This window comes from Nocardiopsis alkaliphila YIM 80379 (assembly GCF_000341005.1).
Taxonomy (GTDB): Bacteria; Actinomycetota; Actinomycetes; order Streptosporangiales; family Streptosporangiaceae; genus Nocardiopsis; species Nocardiopsis alkaliphila.
The window spans coordinates 1-25,140 of the sequence record NZ_ANBD01000099.1 but is presented as its reverse complement, the minus strand read 5'-3'; the positions used below and the strand labels follow the sequence as shown (position 1 = coordinate 25,140).

22 protein-coding genes and 1 tRNA gene are annotated in these 25,140 nt (G+C 68.3%); 8 read left to right on the top strand and 15 right to left on the bottom strand.

All coding sequences use genetic code 11. The features are described from left to right. Positions 1-189 precede the first annotated feature (189 nt). Positions 190-2,619: a M14 family metallopeptidase gene (locus tag D472_RS0114640; protein ID WP_026117700.1), complete on the top strand. Its 2,430-nt coding sequence runs from the start codon at positions 190-192 to the stop codon at positions 2,617-2,619. Between the two features lie 520 nt (positions 2,620-3,139). Here the strand turns inward: D472_RS0114640 and D472_RS0114635 are convergent. From D472_RS0114635 to D472_RS0114620, 4 genes are all read right to left on the bottom strand, one after another. Further along, positions 3,140-3,213, bottom strand: a tRNA-Val gene (locus tag D472_RS0114635). 50 nt (positions 3,214-3,263) lie between these two features. Beyond that, complete coding sequence (locus D472_RS0114630; RefSeq protein ID WP_017605233.1) at positions 3,264-3,728, bottom strand: peroxiredoxin; 465 nt, start codon at positions 3,726-3,728, stop codon at positions 3,264-3,266. A 125-nt stretch (positions 3,729-3,853) separates the two neighbouring features. Further along, a complete protein-coding gene (locus tag D472_RS0114625) occupies positions 3,854-4,279 on the bottom strand; it encodes a DUF3052 domain-containing protein (RefSeq protein ID WP_017605232.1) in 426 nt (141 codons plus the stop codon). A gap of 190 nt (positions 4,280-4,469) precedes the next feature. Continuing rightward, positions 4,470-4,880: a secondary thiamine-phosphate synthase enzyme YjbQ gene (locus tag D472_RS0114620; RefSeq protein ID WP_017605231.1), complete on the bottom strand. Its 411-nt coding sequence runs from the start codon at positions 4,878-4,880 to the stop codon at positions 4,470-4,472. Positions 4,881-5,009: 129 nt separating this feature from the next. Between D472_RS0114620 and D472_RS0114615 the strand changes: the two genes are divergently transcribed. Continuing rightward, positions 5,010-6,671 (top strand): alkaline phosphatase D family protein, encoded by a 1,662-nt coding sequence (locus D472_RS0114615; protein WP_017605230.1) that lies wholly within the window; start codon positions 5,010-5,012, stop codon positions 6,669-6,671. A 63-nt stretch (positions 6,672-6,734) separates the two neighbouring features. Here D472_RS0114615 and D472_RS0114610 read toward each other — a convergent pair whose 3' ends face one another. After that, the gene (locus D472_RS0114610; protein ID WP_017605229.1) at positions 6,735-7,712 is read right to left on the bottom strand and encodes a hypothetical protein; all 978 of its coding nucleotides are present in this window, start codon (positions 7,710-7,712) and stop codon (positions 6,735-6,737) included. 302 nt (positions 7,713-8,014) lie between these two features. Next, on the bottom strand, positions 8,015-9,283 hold the full coding sequence (locus D472_RS0114605) for a PucR family transcriptional regulator (RefSeq protein WP_017605228.1): 1,269 nt from the start codon (positions 9,281-9,283) through the stop codon (positions 8,015-8,017). 266 nt (positions 9,284-9,549) lie between these two features. Here D472_RS0114605 and D472_RS0114600 point away from each other — a divergent pair, with 266 nt between their 5' ends. From D472_RS0114600 to D472_RS0114580, 5 genes are all read left to right on the top strand, one after another. Then, positions 9,550-10,527 (top strand): ACP S-malonyltransferase, encoded by a 978-nt coding sequence (locus tag D472_RS0114600; RefSeq protein WP_193373468.1) that lies wholly within the window; start codon positions 9,550-9,552, stop codon positions 10,525-10,527. A 2-nt stretch (positions 10,528-10,529) separates the two neighbouring features. After that, positions 10,530-11,486, top strand: coding sequence for a beta-ketoacyl-ACP synthase III (locus tag D472_RS0114595; RefSeq protein WP_017605226.1), 957 nt, complete (start codon positions 10,530-10,532; stop codon positions 11,484-11,486). A gap of 75 nt (positions 11,487-11,561) precedes the next feature. Beyond that, entirely contained in the window at positions 11,562-11,801 is a 240-nt protein-coding gene (locus tag D472_RS0114590; RefSeq protein ID WP_017605225.1) for an acyl carrier protein, read from the top strand. Between the two features lie 127 nt (positions 11,802-11,928). Continuing rightward, positions 11,929-13,167 (top strand): beta-ketoacyl-ACP synthase II, encoded by a 1,239-nt coding sequence (gene fabF / locus D472_RS0114585; RefSeq protein ID WP_017605224.1) that lies wholly within the window; start codon positions 11,929-11,931, stop codon positions 13,165-13,167. A 171-nt stretch (positions 13,168-13,338) separates the two neighbouring features. Next, the gene (locus tag D472_RS0114580; RefSeq protein ID WP_017605223.1) at positions 13,339-14,502 is read left to right on the top strand and encodes an EAL domain-containing protein; all 1,164 of its coding nucleotides are present in this window, start codon (positions 13,339-13,341) and stop codon (positions 14,500-14,502) included. Between the two features lie 98 nt (positions 14,503-14,600). On the opposite strand, the gene D472_RS0114575 is transcribed toward D472_RS0114580, so the two are convergent. Further along, complete coding sequence (locus tag D472_RS0114575) at positions 14,601-15,542, bottom strand: SGNH/GDSL hydrolase family protein (RefSeq protein WP_017605222.1); 942 nt, start codon at positions 15,540-15,542, stop codon at positions 14,601-14,603. 655 nt (positions 15,543-16,197) lie between these two features. On the opposite strand from D472_RS0114575, the gene D472_RS0114570 reads away from it, so the two are divergent. Continuing rightward, positions 16,198-18,510 carry a hypothetical protein gene (locus D472_RS0114570; protein ID WP_017605221.1) on the top strand — a complete coding sequence of 771 codons (2,313 nt, stop codon included), beginning with the start codon at positions 16,198-16,200 and terminating at the stop codon, positions 18,508-18,510. A 222-nt stretch (positions 18,511-18,732) separates the two neighbouring features. Here D472_RS0114570 and D472_RS0114565 read toward each other — a convergent pair whose 3' ends face one another. From D472_RS0114565 to D472_RS25590, 8 genes are all read right to left on the bottom strand, one after another. After that, positions 18,733-19,113, bottom strand: a complete 381-nt coding sequence (locus tag D472_RS0114565; protein WP_017605220.1) for a metal-sulfur cluster assembly factor — start codon at positions 19,111-19,113, stop codon at positions 18,733-18,735. After that, positions 19,114-19,587 (bottom strand): Fe-S cluster assembly sulfur transfer protein SufU, encoded by a 474-nt coding sequence (sufU, locus tag D472_RS0114560; RefSeq protein WP_017605219.1) that lies wholly within the window; start codon positions 19,585-19,587, stop codon positions 19,114-19,116. Between the two features lie 21 nt (positions 19,588-19,608). Continuing rightward, positions 19,609-20,910, bottom strand: coding sequence for a cysteine desulfurase (locus tag D472_RS0114555; protein WP_017605218.1), 1,302 nt, complete (start codon positions 20,908-20,910; stop codon positions 19,609-19,611). A 3-nt stretch (positions 20,911-20,913) separates the two neighbouring features. Further along, a complete protein-coding gene (gene sufC, locus D472_RS0114550) occupies positions 20,914-21,675 on the bottom strand; it encodes a Fe-S cluster assembly ATPase SufC (protein ID WP_017605217.1) in 762 nt (253 codons plus the stop codon). An 8-nt stretch (positions 21,676-21,683) separates the two neighbouring features. Continuing rightward, entirely contained in the window at positions 21,684-22,019 is a 336-nt protein-coding gene (locus tag D472_RS0114545; protein WP_017605216.1) for a non-heme iron oxygenase ferredoxin subunit, read from the bottom strand. Further along, on the bottom strand, positions 22,012-23,172 hold the full coding sequence (gene sufD, locus D472_RS0114540) for a Fe-S cluster assembly protein SufD (protein WP_017605215.1): 1,161 nt from the start codon (positions 23,170-23,172) through the stop codon (positions 22,012-22,014). The genes D472_RS0114545 and sufD overlap by 8 nt, the downstream gene beginning before the upstream one ends. Then, the gene (gene sufB, locus D472_RS0114535) at positions 23,172-24,584 is read right to left on the bottom strand and encodes a Fe-S cluster assembly protein SufB (protein ID WP_017605214.1); all 1,413 of its coding nucleotides are present in this window, start codon (positions 24,582-24,584) and stop codon (positions 23,172-23,174) included. The genes sufD and sufB overlap by 1 nt, the downstream gene beginning before the upstream one ends. A 21-nt stretch (positions 24,585-24,605) precedes the next feature. After that, on the bottom strand, positions 24,606-25,140 hold a 535-nt coding region (locus D472_RS25590; protein WP_017605213.1), incomplete at its 5' end, for a helix-turn-helix transcriptional regulator.

Below are 25,140 nucleotides of genomic sequence, written 5' to 3'. Positions count from 1 at the left end.
CCCCCACGTTCCCCCTTCCCCCCCACTCCCCTCCTCACTGAACACATGAATCCCCTGGTGTGAGTGCTGTCCAGTGGTCCCGCGGCCGGTCCGCCCGTGCCCACTCTTCGTCATCGCCGACGCGGCGATGGCACCACGAGACGCGGACCACGGGCCAGGCCCGGTCCGCGCCGAGCGGAAAGGACCGGGATGGGACGAGTGACAGGGGCGCGGCGTGCGCGCCGGGCCGGAGTCGTCACCGGCGCGACCCTCGCGTTACTACTACCGATGGCCGTGCCCGCGGCGGCCGAGCCCGACACGGGCACCTTGGAGATCGACGAGACCTCGGTGGTGGAGGTGCTGCTGGAGGACCGTGACGCGCTGGACCGGCTCGTGGACCTTGGCGGCGACATCACCCGACTGGATCCCGCCGAGGGTGAGGGATTCGTCGCCCAGGTCGTGATCGGCCCCTTCGAGCTGGACACCTACGACGACGCCGGCTTCACCTTCGGTGAGGTGGTCTACACCGAGTCCGACGCAAAGGAGCGCATCGAAGAGCGCGAGGCGACCATCGCGGAGCTGCGGGCCGAGAACGAACCCGCCGGTGAGGCACGCACCCTGTCCACCACCGACGACCTGAAGATCCTGCGGGCGGACTACTTCCAGAGCCGTAACGGCGACTTCCTGTCCGTGGAGGTCGATTCCAGCTTCGGCCAAGACGAGAACTTCAGGCTGACCGTGGAACGCGACGCCGGTCCGGGCACCGAGATCGGCGATGGCGGCACCCAGACCCTGAGCCGCTTCGTCGACGTCGGGGTGTACATGTACCACCGCGGCCAGGCCCGAGTGGAGGAGCCGCCCGGGCGTATCCGGGTGACCAGCCCGCACGGTGGCACCGTGGAGGCCGAGGTCACCGAGTGGCTGCCCGACCCCGATGATCCCGGGGACCCGCTGCCCTACACCGACTTCCTCAACGCCTACATGACACCGGGCGAGCTCTACGACCGGATCCACCAGATCGCCGACGAGTACCCGGACATCGCCGAGGTCATCGAGCTGCCCAACCGGACCAACGGCTACCGACGGCACGCCCAGGCGATCTTCGGGGTGAACGTCAGGGGCCACAACGCCGACCGCGGCGTGGTCGTGGAAACGCACTCCTACGGCCACGAGGGCGGCAACGACGTCGTCGTGGACCTGCACGATCCCTACACGCCCGACTCCGAGCTGTCGGTGGACGTGGACGGCGACGAGATCACCGTCGCGCTGGCCACCGATGATGATGGGCGGATCACCACCACCGCCGCCGAGGTCGTGGACGCCATCAACGTCGAGGCCGGCGACCTGGTGCGGGCCTTCACCTTCCGTGGCAACACCGGCGACGGTGTGGTCCAGGCCGAAAGGGTGCAGGCCCAGGACTTCCTCAACGCCCCCGACGACGTCTCCCGCGAGCCCGCCCCGGTCTACGCGCTGCGTATCGGTGCCGACCGGGACGGATCCAAGACCGGTGTGCTGGGGTACGCCCAAGAGCACGCCCGAGAATGGCAGACCCCATTGGTGACCATCGAGACCGCCGAGCGCCTGGTGCGCAACTACGGCATCCACGACACCACCACCGAGTTGGTGGACGAATTGGACATCTTCTTGATGCCATCGTTCAACCCCGACGGCGGTAACTACTCGTTCTACGACGTGCCGTTGCACCGCAAGAACATGACCAACTACTGCGACACCGACGGCGCCCGCGACCAGTGGGCGGTGGAGCAGGGTGCGCAGTGGGGCGTGGACAACAACCGCAACTACGGTGCCTACACCCTGTGGGACGGCTACTCGGGTGCCTCCTTCAACTGCACCAGCGGCAGCTTCGCCGGCCCCGAGGAGCTGGGCCCGCTGTCGCAACCGGAGAACCAGAACCTGGTGTGGCTGGTCGACACCTACGACAACATCGACTTCTCGATGAACATCCACTCCTCGGGCGACTACTTCATGTGGTCTCCGGGCGCCTACATCGCCGACGGCCGTGTGTCCACGCCCCGACCCACGGCGATGGAGGAGGCCTACTTCTGGGAGGCCTCGGCGAGCATCCTGGGCGCGATCAAGGAGCACCGGGGCACCGTGGTGACCCCGGCCCGTACCGGCCCGATCATCGACGTGCTCTACTCGGCGGCGGGCAACTCCGGTGACCACCTCTGGTACGAGAACGGGATCTTCGCGTGGAACTTCGAGCTGGGCCAGGCCGGGTTCCAGCCGCCGTGGGAGGAGGCGCACGCCCAGGGCATGGAGTACGCCAATGGGCTGTACAACATGCTGGAGGTGGCGCTGGAGTACCAGGACGACCGGTTCCGGCCGCGTTCGGACGTGGCACCGCGTCCGGGTGAGCACAGCAGGCCGGTGGAAGTCGCCTTCAGCACCAACGAGCCCGCCGAGGTCTACTACACCCTGGACGGTAGCCGCCCGACCTTCGACTCTCCCAAGCTGGAGCTGACGGGCGTGCGTGGAGAGTTGGAGACGCTGTTGATCGAGGAGACCACCACCGTCCACTGGTTCTCGGTGGACATCGCGGGTAACGCGGAAGGGGGCTACGACCCGGACGGCGACGCCCGCAACCACCGCAGGGGCACTTGGACCATCACGGACTGACCGTCACCATGATGCGGGGCCTGGTCGAGGCTCCTCTGCCGCCCGGGCCCCGCACCCGCTGAGGAAACGACGAGACGACCCGGTGAGCGCGCTCACGCGCGAACAGGGTCGTCTCAGAGTCGAGTGGACCCTGTGGGCGAACCGACCACAACCCCCGAGACGAAGCCCCGCCTTGTGAGAGAGTGTCCCGCCGACCCCACCGATCAGCGCGACCCCGACCAGAGGGGGGTACCTCGGGGGGTTCGGGGGTCTCCCCCCGGTAAACACGAAGGACGACCCGGCGAGGCGGCCGAAGGCCCCCGAGCAGGATCGTCCCGAGTCCGTGGACCCTGGGCAACCCAACCACAACCCCCGGGGCGAAGCCCCGCCTTGGGAGAGAGTGTCCCGCCCACCTCACCGATCAGCGCGACCCCGACCAGAGGGGGGTACCTCGGGGGGTTCGGGGGTCTCCCCCCGGTAAACACGAAGGACGACCCGGCGAGGCGGCCGAAGGCCCCCGAGCAGGATCGTCCCGAGTCCGTGGGCGCGAAGGGACTCGAACCCCTGGCCTATTGCTTGTAAGGCAATTGCTCTAACCAACTGAGCTACGCGCCCGATGCGTCGCGAGTGATCATACCGCTTCGTGGAGCTCCTCGCGCCTGAAATCATCCGTTCAGGGCCCGAACCCGTTCCAGGTACTCGGTCACGTCTCGGGGACGGCCGGTCGGGGTCAACGTCGTCCAGCGAACGGTTCCCTCGGCGTCGATGAGGAAGGTGCCCCGCCGGGCGACGCCGCGTTCGTGGTCGAAGACACCGTAGGCCTGGGCGGTGGCGCCGTGCGGCCAAAAATCCGACAGCAGGGCGAAGGGGAAGCCTTCACGGTCGGACCAAGTACGCAGGGCGAAGGTGGAGTCCACCGAGGCCGTCAGGACGGTGACGCCGAGTTCCTTGAAGTCGGCGTGGTGTCGGTCCAGGTCGGCGAGTTCGCCGGAACAGATCCCGGAGAAGGCCAGCGGGTAGAAGACCAGCAGGACGGGGCCGCCACGCAGGTCGGCCAAGGCGACGTCCTGGCCGTGCTGGTCTTGAAGGGCGAACGCGGGCGCGGCATCGCCTGCGGTGATGTGGGTCATACTCGCATTCGTTCCGTCGGTGCGCAGAGGCGCTCCGGCGCCCACCGGTCGGTGGGCGCTCTGTCGCGCCGCGCGTCCTGCGGTGGACGCGCGGCGCCGATCTCACCCGATGCGGGCGCCGTCCTTCACCGCTTGGGAACCACCAGGCGGGTGCCCGACCAGTCCGCGCCGATACTGACGGCGCTGGTCTGGGACAATCCCGAGGTGTTGGCCGCCTCGGCGACGTCGTTGGGGGACACGTGCAGTTCACGTCCGGCCTTCGGGGTCAGGACCAGGATGGTCCCGCCGTCGGCGATGGTCGTCACCGTGTCCATCAGTGCGTCGGTGAGGTCGTCCTCCTCATCGGACCGCCACCACAGCAGGGCCGCGTCGACGTCGCCGTCGTAGTCCTCGTCGACCAGCGCCTCGCCCGTGAGTTCGGCGATGGATGCGCGCAGTCCCTCGTCGACGTCATCGTCGAAGCCGAATTCCTGCACCACCTGACCCGGTTTGAATCCGAGTCGGTCAGCCAAGCCGCGTTCGCTCTGTGCCTGGCCCGCGGTCGCGCTCACGAAAGTTCTCCTCCACAGATGGTTTTTCTCAATCTTGCCTGCACGAAGCAGTTGTCACAACGATGCCGGGCCTTCGCCCTCTCGCGTGGTCCGTAACCATCGCTGATGGCCTAGTTCACACGCTAGTACCTTTCCCCGTCAACGCGCGGATGATCTTCCGCACCAGCGGGGTCGGTACGTCCTGGTCCGTCTAGTCGGACCTGAGGTAGGAAAGCCGAACCGTGCGGTCGGGGTTGTCCACGTTCAGGTCGACGACGGCGATGGATTGCCAGGTCCCCAGTTCGAGTCTTCCGGAGATCACCGGCACGGTGGTCTGTGGCGCGACGTACGCCGGCATGACGTGGGAACGCCCATGCCCCCGTGATCCATGCTTGTGGCGCCAGCGATCGTCCGCGGGCAGCAGGTCGGCGAGTGAGGCGAGAAGGTCGTCGTCGGACCCCGCTCCGAGTTCGATGATCGCCACACCCGCCGTCGAGTGCGGGACGAAGACGTTGAGCAGGCCGTCACCGCCGCTTTCGGCGACGAAGTCGCCGCACCTGTCGGTGATGTCGGTGATGCTCTCCGATCCACCGGTGTGCAGCTCAAGGATCTGTGTCCGCATAGCGCCCACCTTCGCGCAGCCGGGCCCTCGGTGCAACCATCCGCCCGAATCCTGTGGATGACGGGACGCTTCCTCAAGGGCCATACTCTTCGGCAGCGCATGTGAAATTGGTCGAAAGAAGGGGAAAGGGTGACCGTCTCGTTACGGCTGGGGCCCCTACTACGGCACGTGGGGACCTCCACCGCGACCGTGTGGGTGGAGACCGACGCCCCCTGCGACGTCCGGATTCGGGTAGAGGGGGGCATCACCGCCCTCGCCCCCACCTTCACGATCCACGGACACCACTACGCCGTCTGCGAAATCGACGGTCTCCCTTCCGGCGCGGTCCTTCCCTACGAGGTCTTCCTCGATCAGGACCGGGTCTGGCCCGAACCCGATTGTCCCCTGCCACCCAGCGTCGTGCGCACCATGGACGAGGACGCCCCCACCCGCCTGCTGTACGGCTCTTGCCGCACGCCCACCGGCGACTCCCCGGAGGGCCTGATCCGCTACGGGCCGGACATGCTGCGCGCCACCGCCCGACGGTTGGCGAACGAGGAGGTCGAGGGCAACCTGGCCCTGCTGCTCATCGGCGACCAGGTCTACGCCGACCAGGTCCAAGAGTCCATGCGCGCCTTCCTCCGGCGGATACGTGAGCAGGAGCGGGACGGCTCCCCCGTGGACGAGGTGGTGCACTACGACGAATACGCCGAGCTGTACCGACAGGCCTGGTCCGATCCCCAGGTTCGGTGGCTGCTCTCGACCGTTCCCACCTTGATGGTCTTCGACGACCACGACATCCGCGATGACTGGAACACCTCGGCGGCCTGGCGTCGGAGCATGGACGAACATCCCTGGTGGCGGACCCGGGTGACCAGTGGTCTGGGCGCCTACTGGGTGTATCAGCACGTGGGCAACCTCTCCCCCCGGGCGCGCGCCCAGGACCCGGTGTGGGCCGCGCTGCGAGAACACCGCGACCACGGTACGGACGCGGGTCCCACCATCGACGCCTTCGCCCGACGTGCGCACGAGGAGCCCTCCTCCTACCGGTGGAGCCATCGGTACGACGTGGGCGCCGTACGCGTCCTGGTGGCCGACACCCGTTGTGGGCGGGCCTTGGGCGAAGGAGACCCCATGGACGGCTCTCGGTCCATCCTGGGGCCGCTGGGACACGACTGGCTGGACGAGCACCTCACCGGCGGCCCGGAACACGTGATCGTGGCGTCCACGGTGCCGGTGCTGTTGCCGCCCTCGGTGCACCACCTGGAGGCGTGGAACGAGGCGGTGTGCGGTGGCGCCTGGGGATCCCTCGCCCGCGGCCTCGGGGAGAGACTGCGCCAAGCCTTGGACCTGGAGCACTGGGGCGCCTTCCAGTACTCCTTCCACCGTGTGGCCGAGGCCGTGTTGGAGGTCGCCTGTGGTGAGCGCGGTCCCGCGCCCGCCACGGTCCTGTTCCTGAGCGGGGACGTGCACTTCTCCTACTGGGCTCGGGCCCGCGCCCGTTCGGGGGTGACGACCTCCCGGGTGACTCAGCTGGTCTCCTCGGCCCTGTGCAATCAGCTGCCGGTCGACTTCCGCCGGGCCGCGGCCCTGTCGGCGAGCCGCCCCTTCCACTTGGCGGGAGCGATCCTGGCCCGGCTGGCCGGAGTGCGGCGCGGTCCGCTGCGCTGGCGAACCGCCGAGCCTCCCTACTTCGGCAACACCATCGGTGAGGTGGAGTTCGACGGGCGCGGGGCTCGGGCCCGTTGGTACCACTGCGCGCGAGGCGGCGACGACGCCCTACCCGAGGTTCGCCGGACGGTGGACCTGTAGCCATCGCATGGTCTGGGCGCACCGATGGTGGTGCCCCGGCGGGGCACCACCACGAAGGTCTCCCTAGGGCTTGTGCGCAGGTGGACGGCGGTTGGCCTGGCCTCGGCGTCGGTTGCGCACCCCCAGATTCAGGGCTCCGCTCTGTTCCAGAAGCCGGCCGGCGGCGCGGGACACCGTCGGGCGCGGCCCAGAGGAGGGCTCCCGATCGTCGGTGTCGGTCGTGTCCCCGTCCTTGGAGACGTCGTCACCGTCTCGGGGTTCGTCGTCCTCGGCGGACGGTTCCAGGTGCGGAATGAGCGCCGTGGGCTCGTTGTCCGCGTCGGTGCCCTCCTCGGGCAGCGCGGGCAACTTACGGGTGCTCTGGAGCCGTCCCTCCTCTTGGGCGGAGGGCTTGGTCGGCTCGGTCGGGTTGGCCCGTTCGTCCTCCACCACTTCCTTCCAGGCCCGGTCCTGTTCCTGGTCCTGGGCCTTCTCCTGCGCGAGTCGGCGGGCGCGTTCGGCGCGCCAGGCACGGTAGGAGCGGGCCAGCGGGGTGGCGATGGGCCAGGTGACCTTGGCCGGGCGGGACAGAGCGTGCCACAGGTAGGCGGTGGTGCCCCAGGCCTCCATCGCGCGTCGAGCCCGAGTGATGGTGAAGAAGGTGGGCATGGCCAGCAACAGTTGCGGCCAGGCCAAGGCCAGGGCGGCCAGCAGCGGGTACAGGCCGCCACCGATCACCGCGGCGGCCGCGCCGAGGGCCATCGGCACCAAGGCCAGGGCCACCCGCAGCTGGGTGAACTGACGGAAGCGATGCAACGATCGTCGGGCCGAGACCGGTGGAGCGAGCCCTTCCGGCAGCGGTGTGGGTTGGACGATGGTCGCCAGTAGCAGCGTTCCCACGGCCACACTGGTGGCCAGCAGGATCGTCCATCCCGCAGCGGAGAAGGCACCCCCCACCAAGAGGTAGACCAGGCCCAGGAGCGGAAGCGGCGCCGGGATCCAGAACAGGACCCGTCTGCGCAGCTCGCCTTCCTGGGTGGGCTGGAGAATGAAATCGATCACCGGGCGTAGTGCCCGGAACCTCTTCTTCGGTCGCTCGACCACAGCGTTGGACCCCCCAAGAACGTCGTGACGGGGCGGCACGGGGAGCGACGCCCGAGGGTTTTCGTCGCCTCTTCGCTCCTGTCGTAACCCGCCCATATCAAAGCTATCTCTTTTCGCGTGGTCCCCGGACGCACACGGCCAGTCACAGACATACCCGACGCAGGTGAAACTTCCCTAAGGGAGCCGATATGGCGGGCAACGATCAGGTCACGTCAGATCTTTTTCACCCGTCGTGGCACCGGCCGATCCGGGCTTTTTTCTCATCCCTGGCGAATTTCGGACAACCTACCGAGGGCCACCGCCACGCGCAGGACGAAGGAGCCGCGACCATCGGAGGGGATGTGACCGGTGAGTTCGGCGATGCGGCTGAGACGGTAGCGCACCGTGTTCGGGTGTACGAAGAGCATGCGCGCGGTGGCTTCCAGTGAGGAGGCGTGTTCCAGGTACACCGAGAGCGTGTCCAGCAGGGGTGAACCGGCTCCCCGCAACGGTAGGTAGACCTCCTCCACCAACTGGCTTCGCGCCTGTAGATCGCCCTCCAGGGCACGTTCGGGCAACAGGTCGTCCGCGAGCACCGGCCGAGGCGCGTCGGGCCAGGCCACCGCGGCGCGCAGTCCGTTGACGGCGGCGCGCACCGAGGCACCGGCCGCACCCAGGTCGGGCACGGCGGGCCCGACCACCACGGCACCCGGCCCGAAGAGCCCGGACAGTGGTTCGACCGCGACCATGGGAAGCTCCGCCGCGGGATAGCGGTCCCCCACGCCCACCACGACCACCACCCGCCGCCCTTGGAGGCCGGCCAGCACGTCGTGACCGAGTCTGCGGGCGGCGGCCCGCAGGTCCTCCAAGACCTTGCCGCCGTCCTTGTCCTCGAGCTCCCCCGCCATCGCGATCACCGGCGTGTGGGACCAGCCCAGGGCCGAACCCCAGGTTTGGAGCCCGTCCTCACGGTCCCCGTGCAACAGGGCGTCGACCACGAGCGCCTCCAGCCGCGCGTCCCAGGCCCCGCGCGCCTCGGCCGCGCGAGCGTAGACCTTGGCGGAGCTGAACGCCACCTCACGGGTGTAACGCAAGATGGCCTCACGCAGTTGTTGGGCGCCACCAGGTGCGGCCAGTTCATCGACCTGCCCCTCCACCACCTCGATCACGACACGGATCATGTCGACGGTCTGTTGGAGGGAGACCGAACGGGTGAGTTCGCGCGGTGCGGTTCCGAAGACCTCGACGGTGATCGCGGGCCGCCCTCGGTGCGGGTCGCGGAACCAGTCCACGAAGGCGGCCACCCCGGACTGGGCCACCAGTCCGATCCAGGATCGGTCCTGGGCCGACATACGGCGGAACCAGACGAGCCGTTCCTCCATGCGGGCGACCGCGGCGGTGCCCAGGGTTCCCATGGAACGTTCCAGGCGCCGAACGGTCTCCGTGCGAATCTCTTCCTGCGCGACGGGTTCCGGCTTCGGATCGGGCTCCTGGCCATGAGCGCCGTCCACGGTTTCGGGGTCCTCGGGCTGTCCGGGTTCGGTGTTCACCCTCCTAGGTTCGCATCCTCGACTCATGTGGCGCAGGCCTCGTCCCCTCTCGAGAGCCCCCTCACACCCCTTGGAACCATTCGGGAGCCGGGTGCGCCGAGGCCGGAGGAGGCGCGTACCGTCGAAAAAAGTGATCGCTTCCACCGGTTTCGGGCTCATGAGCATGGACAGGGCCACGTTTTGTGGGTCCTCCACAAACGAGGTCGAATGAACTTCGTGCTCCTCCCCATCCAACTGGTGAACTCCTACAGGGCAAGGTTGATGTCGTGCTTGTAATCGTTGCTCCCGGCCAAGGCGCCCAGGTTCCCGGTTTCCTCTCCCCGTGGCTCGAGCTTCCCGGCATGGCCGCGAAGTTCGCCGCGTGGTCCGAGGTGGTCGGTTTGGACCTGGTGCGTTACGGCACCACCGCGGACGCGGAGGAAATCCGTGACACCGCGGTCGCCCAGCCCTTGCTGGTCAGCGCCGGCCTGGCCGCGGCCGAAGCCATGCTCGGGGCGCTCTGTGCCCCCGAACCGGCCCTGCCCGCCGGTCGGGCCCACGTGGACGCCGTCGCCGGGCACAGCGTCGGCGAGTTCACCGCCGCCGCGATCGCCGGTGTGCTCTCCCCCAAGGAGGCGCTCTCCCTGGTCGCCGAACGGGGCCGGGGCATGGCCGACGCCGCGGCGCTCACCCAGACCGGGATGACCGCCGTCCTGGGTGGCGATGGTGAGAAGGTCCTGGCCGCGATCGCAGCCGCGGGGCTGACCCCGGCCAACAACAACGGGGCCGGACAGATCGTGGCGGCGGGCACCACCGAGCAATTGGCCTCGTTCGCCGAGAACCCGCCCGAGCGAGCCCGTCTACGCCCGTTGTCCGTCGCGGGCGCCTTCCACACCGAACACATGGCCCCGGCCACGGAACGGGTGCGTCGAGCCGCCCAGGGCCTGCGTCCGTCCGACCCCGACGTGCGACTGCTGTCCAACGCCGACGGTGCCGTGGTCGAGAGCGGTCCGGAATACCTGGAGCGGCTGATCTCGCAGATCTCCTCACCGGTGCGCTGGGACGCCTGCACACGGACGATGGCCGACCTGGGAGTGACCGCGCTCATCGAACTCACCCCGGCCGGCACCCTCACCGGTCTGGCCAAACGCGCGCTGCGCGGCATCGAACTCCTCGCGGTGAAGACCCCCGACGACCTCGAGCGCGCCGGCGCCCTCATCAAGGAGCACGCGGGCCTGCCCGCGAGCTCTCAGCAGGAAGGTTGACCATGTTGAAGGTCCCCAGCACCCCCGGTGGCGCCGCGATCCTCTCCTTCGGCGAGTACCAGCCCTCCAACGTGGTCACCAACGCCGACCTGGCGGAGCGCGTGGAGACCAGCGACGAGTGGATCCAAAGCCGTGTGGGCATCAAGGAGCGTCGAATCGCCGGCCCCGAGGACACCGTCGTGAACATGGCGGTGGCCGCGGGCGGCAAGGCCTTGGCCTCCGGTGGGCTGTCGGCCGAGGACATCGACCTGGTGATCGTGGCGACCTGCACCGTGCAGGACCAGATCCCCAACGCCGCCGCCAGTGTCGCCGCTCGGTTGGGGATCGTCGCCCCCGGAGCCTTCGACGTCAACGCCGCCTGTGCGGGCTTCTGCTACGCCATGGGCCTGGCCTCGGACGCGGTTCGGGCGGGCAGCGCGCGCAACGTGCTGGTGATCGGATCGGAAAAGCTCAGCGACTGGGTGGACTGGGAAGACCGTTCCACCTGCGTGATCTTCGCCGACGGTGCCGGCGCCGCGGTGGTCTCGGCCTCCGCCGAACAGGGTGTGGGCCCCGTGGTGTGGGGCTCGGCCGGTGAGCGCGCCGACAAGATCTTCCTGCGCGAGGGCAAGTACCTCTACCAGGAAGGGCAGGCCGTCTTCCGGTGGACCACCACCGAGTTGTACAAGGTCGCCCTGGAGGCGCTGGAGCGGGCGGGTGTGGAGCCCTCCGACCTGGCCGCCTTCGTCCCCCATCAGGCCAATCTGCGGATCATCGAGTCCATCGCGCGCAAGTTGGGAGCACCACAGGCACTCATCGCCCGCGATATCGTCACCGCTGGCAACACCTCTTCCGCCTCGATTCCCCTGGCGCTCTCGCGCATGGTCGGGCGCGGGGAACTGCCGTCGGGGAGCCTCGTGCTCACCCTCGGCTTCGGCGCGGGCTTGGTCTACGCCGCTCAGGTGATTCGTATCCCCTGACCCGAAAGATCGAATGCGCCCGCCACGCGCGGGTCCGTTCCGACACCGAACTCGTCAAACAAGGAGAAACAAGAGATGGCCCTCAGCGAGCAGGAGATCCTGGCCGGCCTCGGCGAGATCATCGAAGAGATCGTCGGCACCGAGCCTTCCGAGGTCACGCCCGAGAAGAGCTTCGTGGACGACCTGGACATCGACTCGCTGTCCATGGTGGAGATCGCCGTCGCCGCCCAGGACAAGTTCGGCGTCGAGATCCCCGACGACCAGCTCAAGGACCTCAAGACGGTCCAGGACGTCGTCAACTTCATCCAGAAGTAGCCTCCTGCGGGCCGCCGGAGCCCACTTCCGCTTCCGGCGGCCCCGCCCCCACCCGGGGGACAGATCCCATCCGCCACGCCTCTCGGCCCCCGAGCCGGGAACGACCCACGAGAAGGGCGATCGGCTCATGTCAAAGACCGATGTCGTCGTCACCGGCCTCGGCGCCACCACCCCCCTCGGGGGTGACGTCTCGACCACATGGTCCGCGCTCCTCGATGGCCGGTCCGGTGTCAGCACCCTGCCGGAGGAATGGCACGACAAGCTCCCGGTGCACTTCGCGGGACAGATCGCGCAGGAACCCTCCGAGAAGCTGCCACGCCCCCGGCTGCGCCGGCTGGACCGTACCCAGCAGTTCGCGCTCATCGCCGCCCAGGAGGCATGGGACGACGCCGGCGCCCCCGAGGTCGACCCCCTGCGGCTGGGCGTGGTCGTCTCCAGTGGGATCGGCGGCATCCTCACCATCCTGGAGCAGTACGACACCTTCCGTGAGAAGGGCTGGAAGCGGGTCTCTCCGTTCACCGTGCCCATGCTCATGCCCAACAGCCCGGCGGCCGCCGTGGCCTTGGAGTTCACCGCGCGCGCCGGCGCCCACGCTCCGGTCAGCGCCTGCGCCTCCAGCGCCGAGGCGATCGGCAACGCGATCGACATGATCCGCGCCGGCCGGGCCGACATCGTCATCGCGGGCGGCACCGAGGCCGCGATCCACCCGCTCAACATCGCCTCCTTCGCCTCCATGCGGGCCCTGTCGACCCGCAACGACGATCCGCAACGCGCCTCACGCCCCTGGGACGCCCAGCGCGACGGCTTCGTCATGGGCGAGGGCGCGGGCATCCTCGTCCTGGAATCGGCCGAACACGCCGCCAAGCGCGGTGCTCGCGTCTACGCGCACGCCGCCGGTGTGGGCTACACCGACGACGCCCACGACATCGTCATGCCCGACCCCGAGGGAGCCGGTCAGGCCCGCGCCATCACCCAGGCTTTGACCGACGCCGACCTCAAGCCCAGTGACATCGTTCACGTCAACGCGCACGCCACCTCCACCCCGGCCGGTGACGTCGGTGAGACTCGGGCGATCCGGGCGGCCCTGGGCGACTCCGCCGCCGATCAGGTCGCGGTGACCTCCACCAAGTCCATGACCGGCCACCTGTTGGGCGGTGCCGGCGCGGTGGAATCGATCGCCACGATCCTGGCGCTGCACGAAGGCCAGATCCCGCCCACCATCAACATCACCGAACTCGACCCCGAGGTGGCCGTGGACATCGTCCGTGACAAGCCCCGGGAGATGCCCTCCGGTGACGTGGCCGCCATCAACGAGTCCTTCGGGTTCGGTGGCCACAACATCGCGGTGGCCTTCCGCCGCGCCTGAGCGCGTATCCGCCTCATCCCCACCGTGGGCGTCACCTACCTGTGGCGCCCACGGTCGTGTTCTGCGTCTTGGGCGCCCAAGGATGAACTCCCCGGGTCCCATCGTTCAAGAACGGTTGAACAGCCGCGAACAGGACTTCAGGTCGGCTCACCCCCAGGGCACCATGGGTGCGTGTCCACCCCGCGTTCCCCACACACCAGCCCGACCCTCGGTTCCGGCGAGCACCGAGCGCGTACGCGTCGGGCCCCGACTCTGCGTCCCATCGTGGACCTGGACTCCGGTGCCGTCGTGGCGGTGGAGGTCGTCGCCCCCGTCCCGGAGGGGTTGGGGCGGCCTGACGGTACCGGCCGTGGTGCGATGGTCGTCGCCGAGTGGCTGGCCACCCTGGTACGCGCCGGGAACGGGGCGGAAAGCCTCCTACCCTTGGTATTGCCCCTGCCTTCGGTGGCTCTGACGGAGCGATCGGATCTGCCCGCCCTGGTCGAGAGCGCGCTGCGCAGAACCGGACGGCGACCGCGCGACATCACGCTCATGCTCACCCCCGACCTGAGCGACCTGCCCAAGTCGACCGTACTGACCGGAATCATCGGACTGCGGGCCTCGGGTTTCCGGTGCGGTCTCGGCACCGCGATGGCCCGCCCGGATCTGGTGGTGGAGGCCGCGCCCTTCCTGATCCGCCTGGACCCCACGCTCGTTTCAGGGCTCGACACCGACCAGCGCAACGGTGGGATCATCGACGGTCTGGCCCGGATCGGTCGGAGCAGTGGCGTGTACGCCCTGGCCACCGGGGTGGCCCGGAGTGAGGAGATCGTGCGTCTACGCGATCGCGGCGTGCGGCTGGGCAGTGGTCCCTTCTTCACCGAAGCGGACTGGCGCCCCGGTGAGAAGGTCACTCCGGTGCCCGAACCCGTGGCCGCGTCGCTGGAGGACACCGACGACGGGCCTCGGGTCACCGAGTTCATGGCGCCGCCGGTGGACTTCGACGTCGAATCCACCGGCGAGCACGTCTTGGAGGCTTTGACCGAGAACACCGCCCTCAACAGCGTGGTGCTGATCGACCACCGGGAGCGGCCGATCGGGGTGATCGACCGGACCCGCTTCCTGCTGTCGGTGACCGGACGCTACGGGCACGCGCTACACGCCAAGCGACCGGCTCTTCGGCTGGCGGAGTCGCCACGCACGGTCCCGGCCTGGATGTCGGCCATCTCGGCGCTACGGGTGGCGGGCCAGGATCGTGAGCGGGTCTATGACGACCTCATCGTGACCAACCCGTATGGCCAGTGCTTGGGTGTGGTGCACGTCAGCGACCTGATCCAATCCTTGTCGCGGCAGTGATCCCCGTGCCGGCGCACGGAGGATGGGAGGGGCCCGTACCGGATTCCCCTGCTTCTCCAGGCGCGGCCGAACCCCGTCTTCGCTTGGCCCGGCTCCGCTCAGCGCAAGGGCTCTGGGCCCTTGGTCCCCGAAGGGCTGCTGGTGGGCGGAGTCCCGTCGATCGAGTAGTCGTTGTAGTGAACGTCGGCCCCGGCCTCCTTCAGCTCACGGCGCAGACGCTCACGGGTCTCCTCGTCGTGGAGGTAGTCCAGGTCGGGTCGGCGGGGCACCCGCCCGTCACCGGAGGAACGGCCCATCGCACGGCGACGCAACCACGGCACGAGGTATTGGCGCGCCCAACGGCGGTTCTCGCGGCGACGCAGGATCCTCGGGAGTTGCTGAGGCGGGGTGGCCCAGGGGTCGGCCCAGGATTCACGCGGCCCCAGCGGGTGACCGAGCAGGTCGGCCACACGTGCCGCGACGATCTGGTGGCCGGCGCCATTGAGGTGCAATCGGTCATCGCTCCAGGCCCGAGGGTCGTTGAGGGCGTTGAGCGCCCACAGATCGACGATCTCGGTGCCGGTGCGTTCGGCGACCGCGCGCATGTGCATGCTGAAGACCGCGATGCGGCCGCGGTACAGCCGCAGTACGGGGATCCAACCGGTGTCGTGGCCGGCCAGGAGCACCACACGGATTCCCGCGTCGCGCAGTCGGCGCACCCCCCACTCGAACTTGTCGGCGAGGGCGTCGAGGTCGTTGCCGGGGCGTAGGACGTCGTTACCACCGGCCAACACGGTGACCAGATCGGGTTTCCACTCCAGGGCCTGGTCGAGCTGCTCGCCGAAGATGTGCTTCATCCGCCGACCTCGTACGGCGAGATTGGCGTAGCGGAAGTCCGGGGACATGCTTCCCAGGTGTTCGGCGAGACGGTCCGCGAAACCCCGATAGGCACCGCCCGGCCCGCTGTCGTCTTCCATCCCCTCCGTGATGCTGTCACCGAGTGCCACGTAGGAACGGATGAGTTCCGGTCTGTCCGTGTCACCGGCGGCGGGGGGATTCATCTCAAGGTCTGTCACGTCAACCAATCATCCGGATCGACTACCCGCGCCTGCCGGGCGTCGGGGTGCGCGGTTGCGGAAGTCTGGACGGGCCACGGCGTACCGAGGACCCGCGAATGTCCGAGCACCGTCGCCCCGGGTTCGACCACGGCCACCCGATCACTCGCCACCTCAGGAGGATCGAGCGGGGACAGTGCCCGTCCAGCATACCCGCGCCCGGAGCCGACGCGCCGAGCGCGCCGGCCGCCCTCGCCTGGTTCCTCCTGGGTGCCGGTCCGCACCCGCCATCGCACAGGAGAACGCGAAAAAGGCATGAAAAGAGCCGAAAGACACTTATGCCGTAGATCACACTATCTATGGTTTCTTCTCATCGATCCCCATCGGTGATGTGATCACGCACCGTGGCCGCCGCCCCTGCCGCGCCCCCCCGAAACCGGTGGGGGCTACCCATGTGCGCTCCAGGCACGTACGATCTCGTGAAGTGCTTCAAGGCACCCCCGCTCCCGGCTCACCACGTCCCCGCGTGGCCCGGCCGAAGCGTCCGAAGGTCCCGTCTCCCTCAGGGCCCAGGACGCGTACTGTGGTGCATCGAACCGAAGGCCCGTGCGGTTCCTCCTCAATTCACGTGCAGACACCAGGAGGTCGAGGTCCTCAGCGGATGAACGCCGTCTCTCCGATCTGCCTCGCCGACCTCGCGCCCGCCCTGCGCTGGTCGAGGTCGCCGGACGTGGCAACCCTGCTCCGACACGACCGGCTGATCGACGGTTGGTGGCATACCCTGCCCATCGCCCGTGTCCTGGACATCGCAGGCCCTCCCTGGCTGGCCCATGGGCTGGCCCGCCTCGCGGTCGAGCAGTGGGACCACGTGCCCCTCACGGAGTTCCTGCCGAGCTTGCGCACCCAGCCGGTGGACTGTTCCGAACTCTCCGAACCCGTCCGTGGCGCGGTCGTCTCCACCGCGGGCGACTGGGAACACCTCATCTCCGCCAGCCCTCAGCAGATCCGCGACTGGCAACCGAGCCAGTGCGGTGTCCTCGACATCATCAGCACGGTGGCCTGGCGTGCCCTGCAGCCCTGCTGCGAACTACCTAGCGGCCCCACCCCCTCTCCCGCGTTGATGTCGGAAGCCGTGCGCACCATCGCGCACTGGTTGCCCGACTCCGCCCCCGAGCACGTGCGCAACGCGCTCGACTACCTCAACGAGGCGACCGGCGCGAGCGAGGCGTCGAAGACCCCCCAAGACGCCGGAAACGATTCGTCACCGCCACAGACTCCGGCCACCCGAGCCATTCGCACGCTGCGGGCCCTGCGTGCCCAGCGCGACCAAGAAGAGCCGTCCACGGACTCCGTGCCCGCCGGGATGGCGCCTTTCCCCGGTTCCGCTCCCTCCCCCTCGGAGACCCCCCTGAGCGGCATGGTGAGCTCGGCCGCGATGATCCCGGGCGGTGCCGGCGACCCCGGCCCTGAGAAACCCATCGACGACGGCGTGAGCGACCTACGTTCGCAGTTCCGCAGTTCCTTGTTGGGCCCGGGACGCACCTTGCGCCGCCCCAGCTTCAGCCGCCCCAAACCGCGCCCCGAACAAGCCGAGGAACGCCCCGTCGTACACGAACTGGGCCGCCACCCCCTGGTGGATTCGGTCGAGGAGATGTTCCGTTCCTGGACCGAACTGGAACGGACCGTGGCCGCCGAACGGCTCTTCGCCACCGACCCCATCAGTATCCGGGTGCTCTCGGAACAGATCGCGGTGGACGTCACCGAGATCCGCGGCGCCCAGCGCACGGTCGAAGAACACCTGCTGCGCTGGCTCTCTTCCCCCGAGGGCGCCACCATCACCAAGCACCTGCGCGAGTTGTCCGAACAGTTGGGGTCGGCGACCACCATCGACCGGCTCATCAACGCTCATCCGGACCACCCGGTGGACGTTCCCACGTTGCATACTCCGCTGTGGCGGGTGGTCATCACCCTGTTCACCGACCGGCGCATGCACAACGGTTGGCTCATCGCCGATGACCCCAACCGTCTGCGCGAACAGACCCGGGAGCTGCTCACCGACGCTCCAGACCTCACCGAGGCGGGCATCCGTCTGGGGCGGATCGGCATCCGCCAACAGGAACTGCGTGCCTGGTTGCTGAGCACCCCGGGGGTGAGCCTGCACGAGGGGCGCGTGCACGTGGACACCTCGGTGCCCATGGAGTCCTCCGCCGGCGGCCATTCCCCCGACGGGTCCGGGGCCACCACTGAGAACGGACTACCGATCCGACGTCGCCCCGACGCCCCTGTGGAACCGCCCCAGCAGAACGAGCCCAAGCCGATCCACCAACAAGGGCCTGGGCCCGTTCAGGGATCCTTCCCGCCCGCCACTGCGACCACTCCCCCGTTCGGTCTCCCCCAGGTTCCGGCTGCGCACCCACCACGGCCGCGCCCCAGGGCAGGCGAACCGGCCATGTCGGCCCGTTGTTTCAGGGCTCCGGATGGGCGCTGGTGGCACCGCATCGACATCACCGCCGACCACCTCAACGGCGCTCCGGTGGCCGTCCCCGCCGGTTACGCCACCCACTTGGGGTTGCAGCCGGGTCGGCTGCTGTGCTTGACCGCTCCCGGCGCGGACCTGTTGGTACTGGTCTGGCGCGCCCAGCCGGCCTTCGACTCGCTGCGCCCGCTCCTGCGCAGGCAGGCGGCTCAGCCGGGCGATCGCATCTTCATCACGGTCTCCGGCGATCGTCTGGACGCCCGCAAACTCCCCGCGAGCGACCTGAGCGGCCATCCGCCCTACGCGCGAGCGCTGCACCTGATCGGCTACACCGCCCCGGCCACCACGGAGGAGGCCTTGAAGATCCTGTCCCGCCGCATCACCGACAACGGCGACGAGTCGCTATCCGATCCTCAGGCCCTGTTGGACGTGCTGAGCCTGCGCGGCGACGACGACATCGCCGGAGAACTGCGTTCGGGCACGTTCGCCGCCCACTGACCCCACCGGACGGCGCGAGTCCTCGAGGAAACGCCAGGTCCGCGATCGGAACGTGTCCGACCGCGGACCTGGACTCGTGCCCCGGACCCGACCGGTCGTCACCGATCCCCTCGCCCCAACGGCCGATCCAACGGTAGGCCGACCTCGGGCCCACCAGGGAAGGGGCGGGCACACGAAAGGGCCGAGACCCCAAGGCCTCGGCCCTACGCACGTCCGTTCGAATCAGACGTTGAAGCCCAGCATGCGCAGCTGGTCCCGACCGTCGTCGGTGATCTTGTCCGGACCCCACGGCGGCATCCAGACCCAGTTGATCTTGACGTCGCGCTCGAACTCGTCCAAGGCACTGGTGGCCTGGTCCTCGATCACGTCGGTCAGCGGGCAGGCCGCGCTGGTCAGGGTCATGTCCAGGGTGATCGACTCGTCGTCGGCGTTCACCCCGTACAACAGGCCCAGGTCGACGATGTTCACCCCGAGTTCGGGGTCGATCACGTCCTTGAGGGCCTCGCCGATCTCCTCGGCCAGCTCCTCCTGCTCAGGGGTGAGCGGAGCGGTCTCGGGCTTCTCGGCGGTCTCGGTGGTCGTCGTGCTCTCGTTCTCGCTCATTCAGGCGCCTTCCTTGTCCAAGGACTGCGAGACCGCGTCCTTCCAGGCCATCCACCCCAACAGGGCGCACTTGATCCGGGCCGGGTACTTGGACACACCGACGAACGCCACGGCGTCCTCCAGCACGTCCTCGTCGGGCTCACCCTTGCCCTTGGACTGCATCATCTCGGTGAACGCGTCCAGGGTCCGCATCCCCTCGTCCACCGACTTGCCGATCAGCAGGTCGGTGAGCACCGAGGTACTGGCCTGGCTGATCGAGCAGCCCATTCCCTCGTAGGAGACGTCGCTGACGATCGCCTTCTCGTCCAGCTCGGCACCGGACTCGGGGGCCAGCCTCACGCGAAGCGTCACTTCGTCCCCACAGGTGGGGTTGATGTGATGGGCCTCGGCGTCGTGCGGATCCCGCAACCCTTTGTGGTGCGGATTCCGGTAGTGGTCCAGGATGATCTCCTGGTACATGGCGTCCAACTGCATGGTCAGGCAGAATCCTCGTTCCTAGGCCCGGGTCCCGAAGAACCTCTGGGCGGCCCGGATGGCCTCCGCGAGCGCGTCCACGTCCTCCATCGTGTTGTAGAGGTAGAAGGACGCCCTCGTGGTGGCGACGATACCGAGCTTGCGGTGCAGCGGCCAAGCGCAGTGGTGGCCCACCCGCACCTCGACGCCCTTGTCGTCCAGGACCTGGCCCAGGTCGTGCGGGTGGATGTCGTCCACCACGAACGACACCGCGCCGCCCCGGTCCACGGCCTCGGTCGGACCCACGATACGCACGCCCTCGATCTCGCCCACCTTTTCGAGGGCGTACTCGGTGAGCGCGTGCTCGTGCGCGGCGACCTGCTCCATGCCCACCTTGGACAGGTAGTCACAGGCCGCGGCCAAACCGACGGCCTGCGGGGCCATCGGCACACCGGCCTCGAATCGCTGAGGCGGGTCCGCCCAGGTGGAGTGGGTCATGTGCACCACGCCGATCATCGAACCACCGCTGATGAACGGCGGCATGGTGGCGAGGAGCTCCCTGCGCCCCCAGAGCACACCGATCCCGTTGGGACCGAGCATCTTGTGCCCTGAGAAGGCGAGGAAGTCCACGTCCAGCGCGGCCACGTCCACCGGCATGTGCGGCACCGACTGGCAGGCGTCCAGCAGCACCAGGGCACCGACCTGGCGGGCCCGGGCGGTGATGGTCGCGACCGGGTTCACCGTGCCCAACACGTTGGACTGGTGCGCGAACGCGACCAGCTTGGTGCGTTCGTTGACCAGTTCGTCCAGATCCGACAGGTCCAGACGACCCTCGTCGGTCACCGAGAACCAGCGCAGCGTGGCGCCGGTGCGCTGACACAACTGCTGCCAGGGCACCAGGTTGGCGTGGTGCTCCATCTCGGTGACGACGATCTCATCGCCCGGACCCACCTGGAACCGGCGTAGAGGCTCGTCGGCGGTGGCCGCGTTGCTCATCGCGTACGCGACCAGGTTGACCGCCTCGGTGGCGTTCTTGGTGAACACCACCTCGCCGGAGTCGGCACCGATGAAGGACGCGATGGTCTCTCGGGCCGCCTCGTAGGCGTCGGTGGCCTCCTCCGCGAGCTGGTGCGCGCCTCGATGCACCGCCGCGTTGTGGCGTTCGTAGAACTCACGCTCGGCGTCCAGCACCTGACGGGGTTTTTGCGAAGTGGCCCCGGAATCGAGGTACACCAGCGGCCGTCCGTCGCGGACGGTCCGGGACAGGATCGGAAAGTCCTCCCGGATCGCCGCGACGTCGAGCAGGCCCATCTCGGCCCCACCGAACTCGCGGACTGTGGTCATGTGCTACGCGCCCACCTTCACGAAACGCTCGTAGCCCTCGGACTCCAGCACCTGTGCCAGCTCGGGGCCACCGGACTCGGCGATACGGCCATCGGCGAAGACGTGCACGTGGTCGGGCTTGACGTACTCGAGGATACGGGTGTAGTGCGTGATGAGCATGACGCCCATGTCGTTCTCGTTCTGGGCGCGGTTGATGCCCTCGGAGACGACCTTGAGCGCGTCGACGTCCAGGCCGGAGTCGGTCTCGTCCAGGATCGCGACCTTGGGCTTGAGCAGCTCCAGCTGAAGGATCTCGTGGCGCTTCTTCTCACCGCCGGAGAAGCCCTCGTTGACGCCGCGGGCGGCGAAGGAGGGGTCGATGGCCAGGTTCTTCATCGCGCCCTGCAGTTCCTTGGAGAACTGACGGAGCTTGGGGGCCTCGCCACGCACCGAGGTGACCGAGCTGCGCAGGAAGTTGGACATGGACACACCCGGAACCTCGACCGGGTACTGCATGGCCAGGAACACACCGGCGCGGGCCCGCTCGTCCACCTCCATCTCCAGGACGTTCTCACCGTCGAGGAGGACCTCACCGTCGGTGATCTCGTAGCGCGGGTGGCCGGCGACGGCGTAGGCCAGGGTGGACTTGCCGGAGCCGTTGGGGCCCATGATGGCGTGGGTCTCACCGGAGTTGATGGTCAGGTCAACGCCCTTGAGGATCTCCTGCCGCTCGTCCTCGCTGATGAGGACGTCGGCGCGCAGACCGCGGATTTCGAACTTCGTCATTTCAGGCCTCAGGAATTCTTCTCATCCAGCGACACGAGCACGTCGTCGCCGTCGATCTTCACGTCGTAGGTGGGGACCGGCTTGGTCGCGGGCGGGTTGAGCGGCGACCCCGACTTCAGGTCGAAGCAGGACCCGTGGAGCCAGCACTCGATGGTGCCGTCCTCGACCTCGCCCTCCGACAGGCGTACCTCCGCGTGCGAGCACTCGTCTCGCAGCGCGTAGACCTCACCCTCGGTGCGCACCAGCGCGATGGGCGTCTCGTCGTCGGTCTCGATCCCCAGAACGCCGTCCTGGGGGATCTCGTCGAGTTCGGCGACCTTGGTCCAACCCTGCGTCTCACTCATGTGCGGCAAGCTTTCGCTCGACCTTCTCCATGACGTGGTCGCGCAGGTCCTGGTCATCGATCCGGTTGACGATGTCCAGGAAGTAGCCACGGATGATCAGGCGACGCGCCTCCTCCTCCGGGATCCCGCGCGAGCGCAGGTAGAAGAGGTGGATGTCGTCCAATCGCCCGCTGGCGCTGGCGTGCCCGGCCCCTTGCACCTCACCGGTGAAGATCTCCAGGTTGGGAACGGAGTCCACACGGGTGTCGTCGGTGAGCTGCAGGTTGCGGTTGTTCTCGTAGGAGTCGGTGCCCTCGGTGCCCTCGCCGATGATGACGTCACCGATCCAGACGGTGTGGGCCCCGGCGCCGCTGAGCGCACCCTTGTAGTCCACCCGGGAGCGGGTGTTGGACAGGTTGTGGTCGATCAGCGACCGGTGCTCGTGGTGCTGATCGTCACCGGCGAAGTAGAGACCGTACAGTTCGGCGTTGCCGCCCCGGCCGGTGTAGGACACCCGCGGCGACAGGCGGACCAGGTCGCCGCCCAGGGTGATGATGACCGACTTGAAGCTGGCGTCCTTGCCGACCCGCGCGTTGTGCTGGCTGACCTCGACGGCGTCGGAGTCCCATTCCTGGAGACTGACCAGGTTGAGCTTGGCGCCCTCGCCGACGTGGACGTCGAGGCTGCCCGCGCGCACACCACTGCCGGTGTTGGTGATGATCACGGTGACCTCGGCCAGCGGCTGGACGTCGATGACCAGCTGCTCGAAGGCGGTGCCGCCCAAGCCCTTGCGGTCGATCGTGATCGGCTTGTCGGAGACCAGCGAGCGCGGCACGGTGACGACCGTGGCCTGCTCGAAGGCGCTGTAGGCCTGCGCGATCACCCGGTCCACGGGAAGGCCCGCGGTGCCCAGACGCTCGTCCTCGCGGCCCACCGTCTCGACGGTGACGCCCTCGGGCGCGTCGACGACCGTTTCGTCGGTGCCGTCGGCCGTGCCCTTCCAGTCGTGCAGTCCCTTGAGGCGGCGCAGCGGCGTGAAGCGCCACTCCTCTTCCCGCCCGTTGGGGATGGGGAAGTCGTTCACGTCGTGGGAACCGTGCGTGTCCAGCTTGGAGACCGGGATCTGCCCCAGGCCGTGGCTGTGCGCCTTGGGTTCCGTGTTAGCGGTCGTCATCAACCCACCGATCCTTCCATCTGGAGCTCGATCAGACGGTTCAGCTCCAGCGCGTACTCCATCGGGAGCTCCCGTGCGATGGGCTCCACGAATCCTCGAACGACCATGGCCATGGCCTCTTCCTCGCCCATGCCCCTGCTCATCAGGTAGAAGAGCTGGTCCTCGCTGACCTTGGAGACGGTGGCCTCGTGCGCGAGCTCGACGTCGTCCTCGCGCAGGTCGTTGTAGGGGTAGGTGTCGGAACGGCTGATCGTGTCGATCAGCAGGGCGTCGCACTCCACCGAGGACTTGGCGTAGTGGGCACCCTCCTGGACCTGGATCAGGCCACGGTAGGAGGAACGGCCGCCGCCGCGCGCCACCGACTTGGACACGACCTTGGAGGTGGTGTTGGGTGCGCAGTGCACCATCTTGGCGCCGGTGTCCTGGTGCTGGCCCTCACCGGCGAAGGCGATGGACAGGGTCTCGCCGTTGGCGTGCTCGCCCATCAGGTACACGGCCGGGTACTTCATGGTGACCTGGGAGCCGATGTTGCCGTCGACCCACTCCATGGTGGCGCCCTCTTCGGCGATGGCGCGCTTGGTGACCAGGTTGAAGACGTTGTTCGACCAGTTCTGGATGGTCGTGTAACGGCAGCGCGCGTTCTTCTTGACGATGATCTCCACGACGGCCGAGTGCAGCGAGTCCGTCTTGTAGATCGGCGCGGTGCAGCCCTCGACGTAGTGGACGTAGGCGCCCTCGTCGACGATGATCAGCGTCCGCTCGAACTGGCCCATGTTCTCGGTGTTGATCCGGAAGTAGGCCTGGAGCGGGATCTCCACGTGCACGTTCTTGGGCACGTAGATGAAGGACCCACCACTCCACACGGCGGTGTTGAGCGCGGCGAACTTGTTGTCGCCGGGCGGGATGACGGAGCCGAAGTACTCCTCGAAGATCTCCGGGTGCTCCTTCAGGGCCGTGTCGGTGTCCAGGAAGAGGACACCCTGTTCCTCCAGGTCCTCACGGATCTGGTGGTAGACGACCTCTGACTCGTACTGGGCGGCCACACCGGCGACCAAGCGCTGCTTCTCCGCCTCGGGGATGCCCAGCCTGTCGTAGGTGTTCTTGATGTCCTCGGGCAGGTCCTCCCAAGAGGTGGCCTGCTTCTCCGTGGACCGCACGAAGTACTTGATGTTGTCGAAGTCGATCTTGGACAGGTCCGCGCCCCAGTCGGGCATGGGCTTCTTGTCGAAGAGCTTGAGCGACTTGAGGCGGAGCTTGGTCATCCACTCCGGCTCGTCCTTCTTCGATGAGATGTCCCGAACGACCTCTTCGTTCAGGCCGCGACGGGCCGAGGCCCCGGCCGCGTCGGAGTCGGCCCAGCCGTACTCATATGTTCCGAGCCCTTCGAGCTCGGGGTGCGCGACAGAAGTCATGTGCGCGGACTCCTCCTGGACTCAAACGTCCTTGTGTTGCGATCCTCCGCCCGCCGCGTGGCGGGCGCTGGTGGTCGCGGGGGCGTGTTTCTCCCCGCCCGCCACGTCACCTCGGGGGGTGACGTGAGTGGTGCACACACCATCGCCGTGGGCGATGGTGGCCAACCTGCGCACCGGGGTGCCCAGCAGCCGCGCGAAGGCCTCGATCTCTGCTTCGCAGAGCTGCGGGAACTCGGCGGCCACGTGCGCGACGGGGCAGTGGTGTTGGCACAATTGGTCACCACCGCCGGGAGCGGGCGCCTGGCCCGCACTGGCGGCGTAACCATCGTTGGAGAGTGCCTCGGCCAGCAACCGAACCCGCTGTTCGGCGGGGGCGGCGTCCAGCAGGGGCTTGTAGCGCCGCTCCAGGTCCGCGACCTGGCTACGGGCGAACTCACCGACGGCCTCGGGGCCGGCGTTTCGCGCCAGGAAGCGCAACGCACCGGCCGCGAGGTCGTCGTAGGCGTGGACGAAGGCGTCACGTCCGGCTTCGGTGATGGCGAAGACCCGGGCGGGG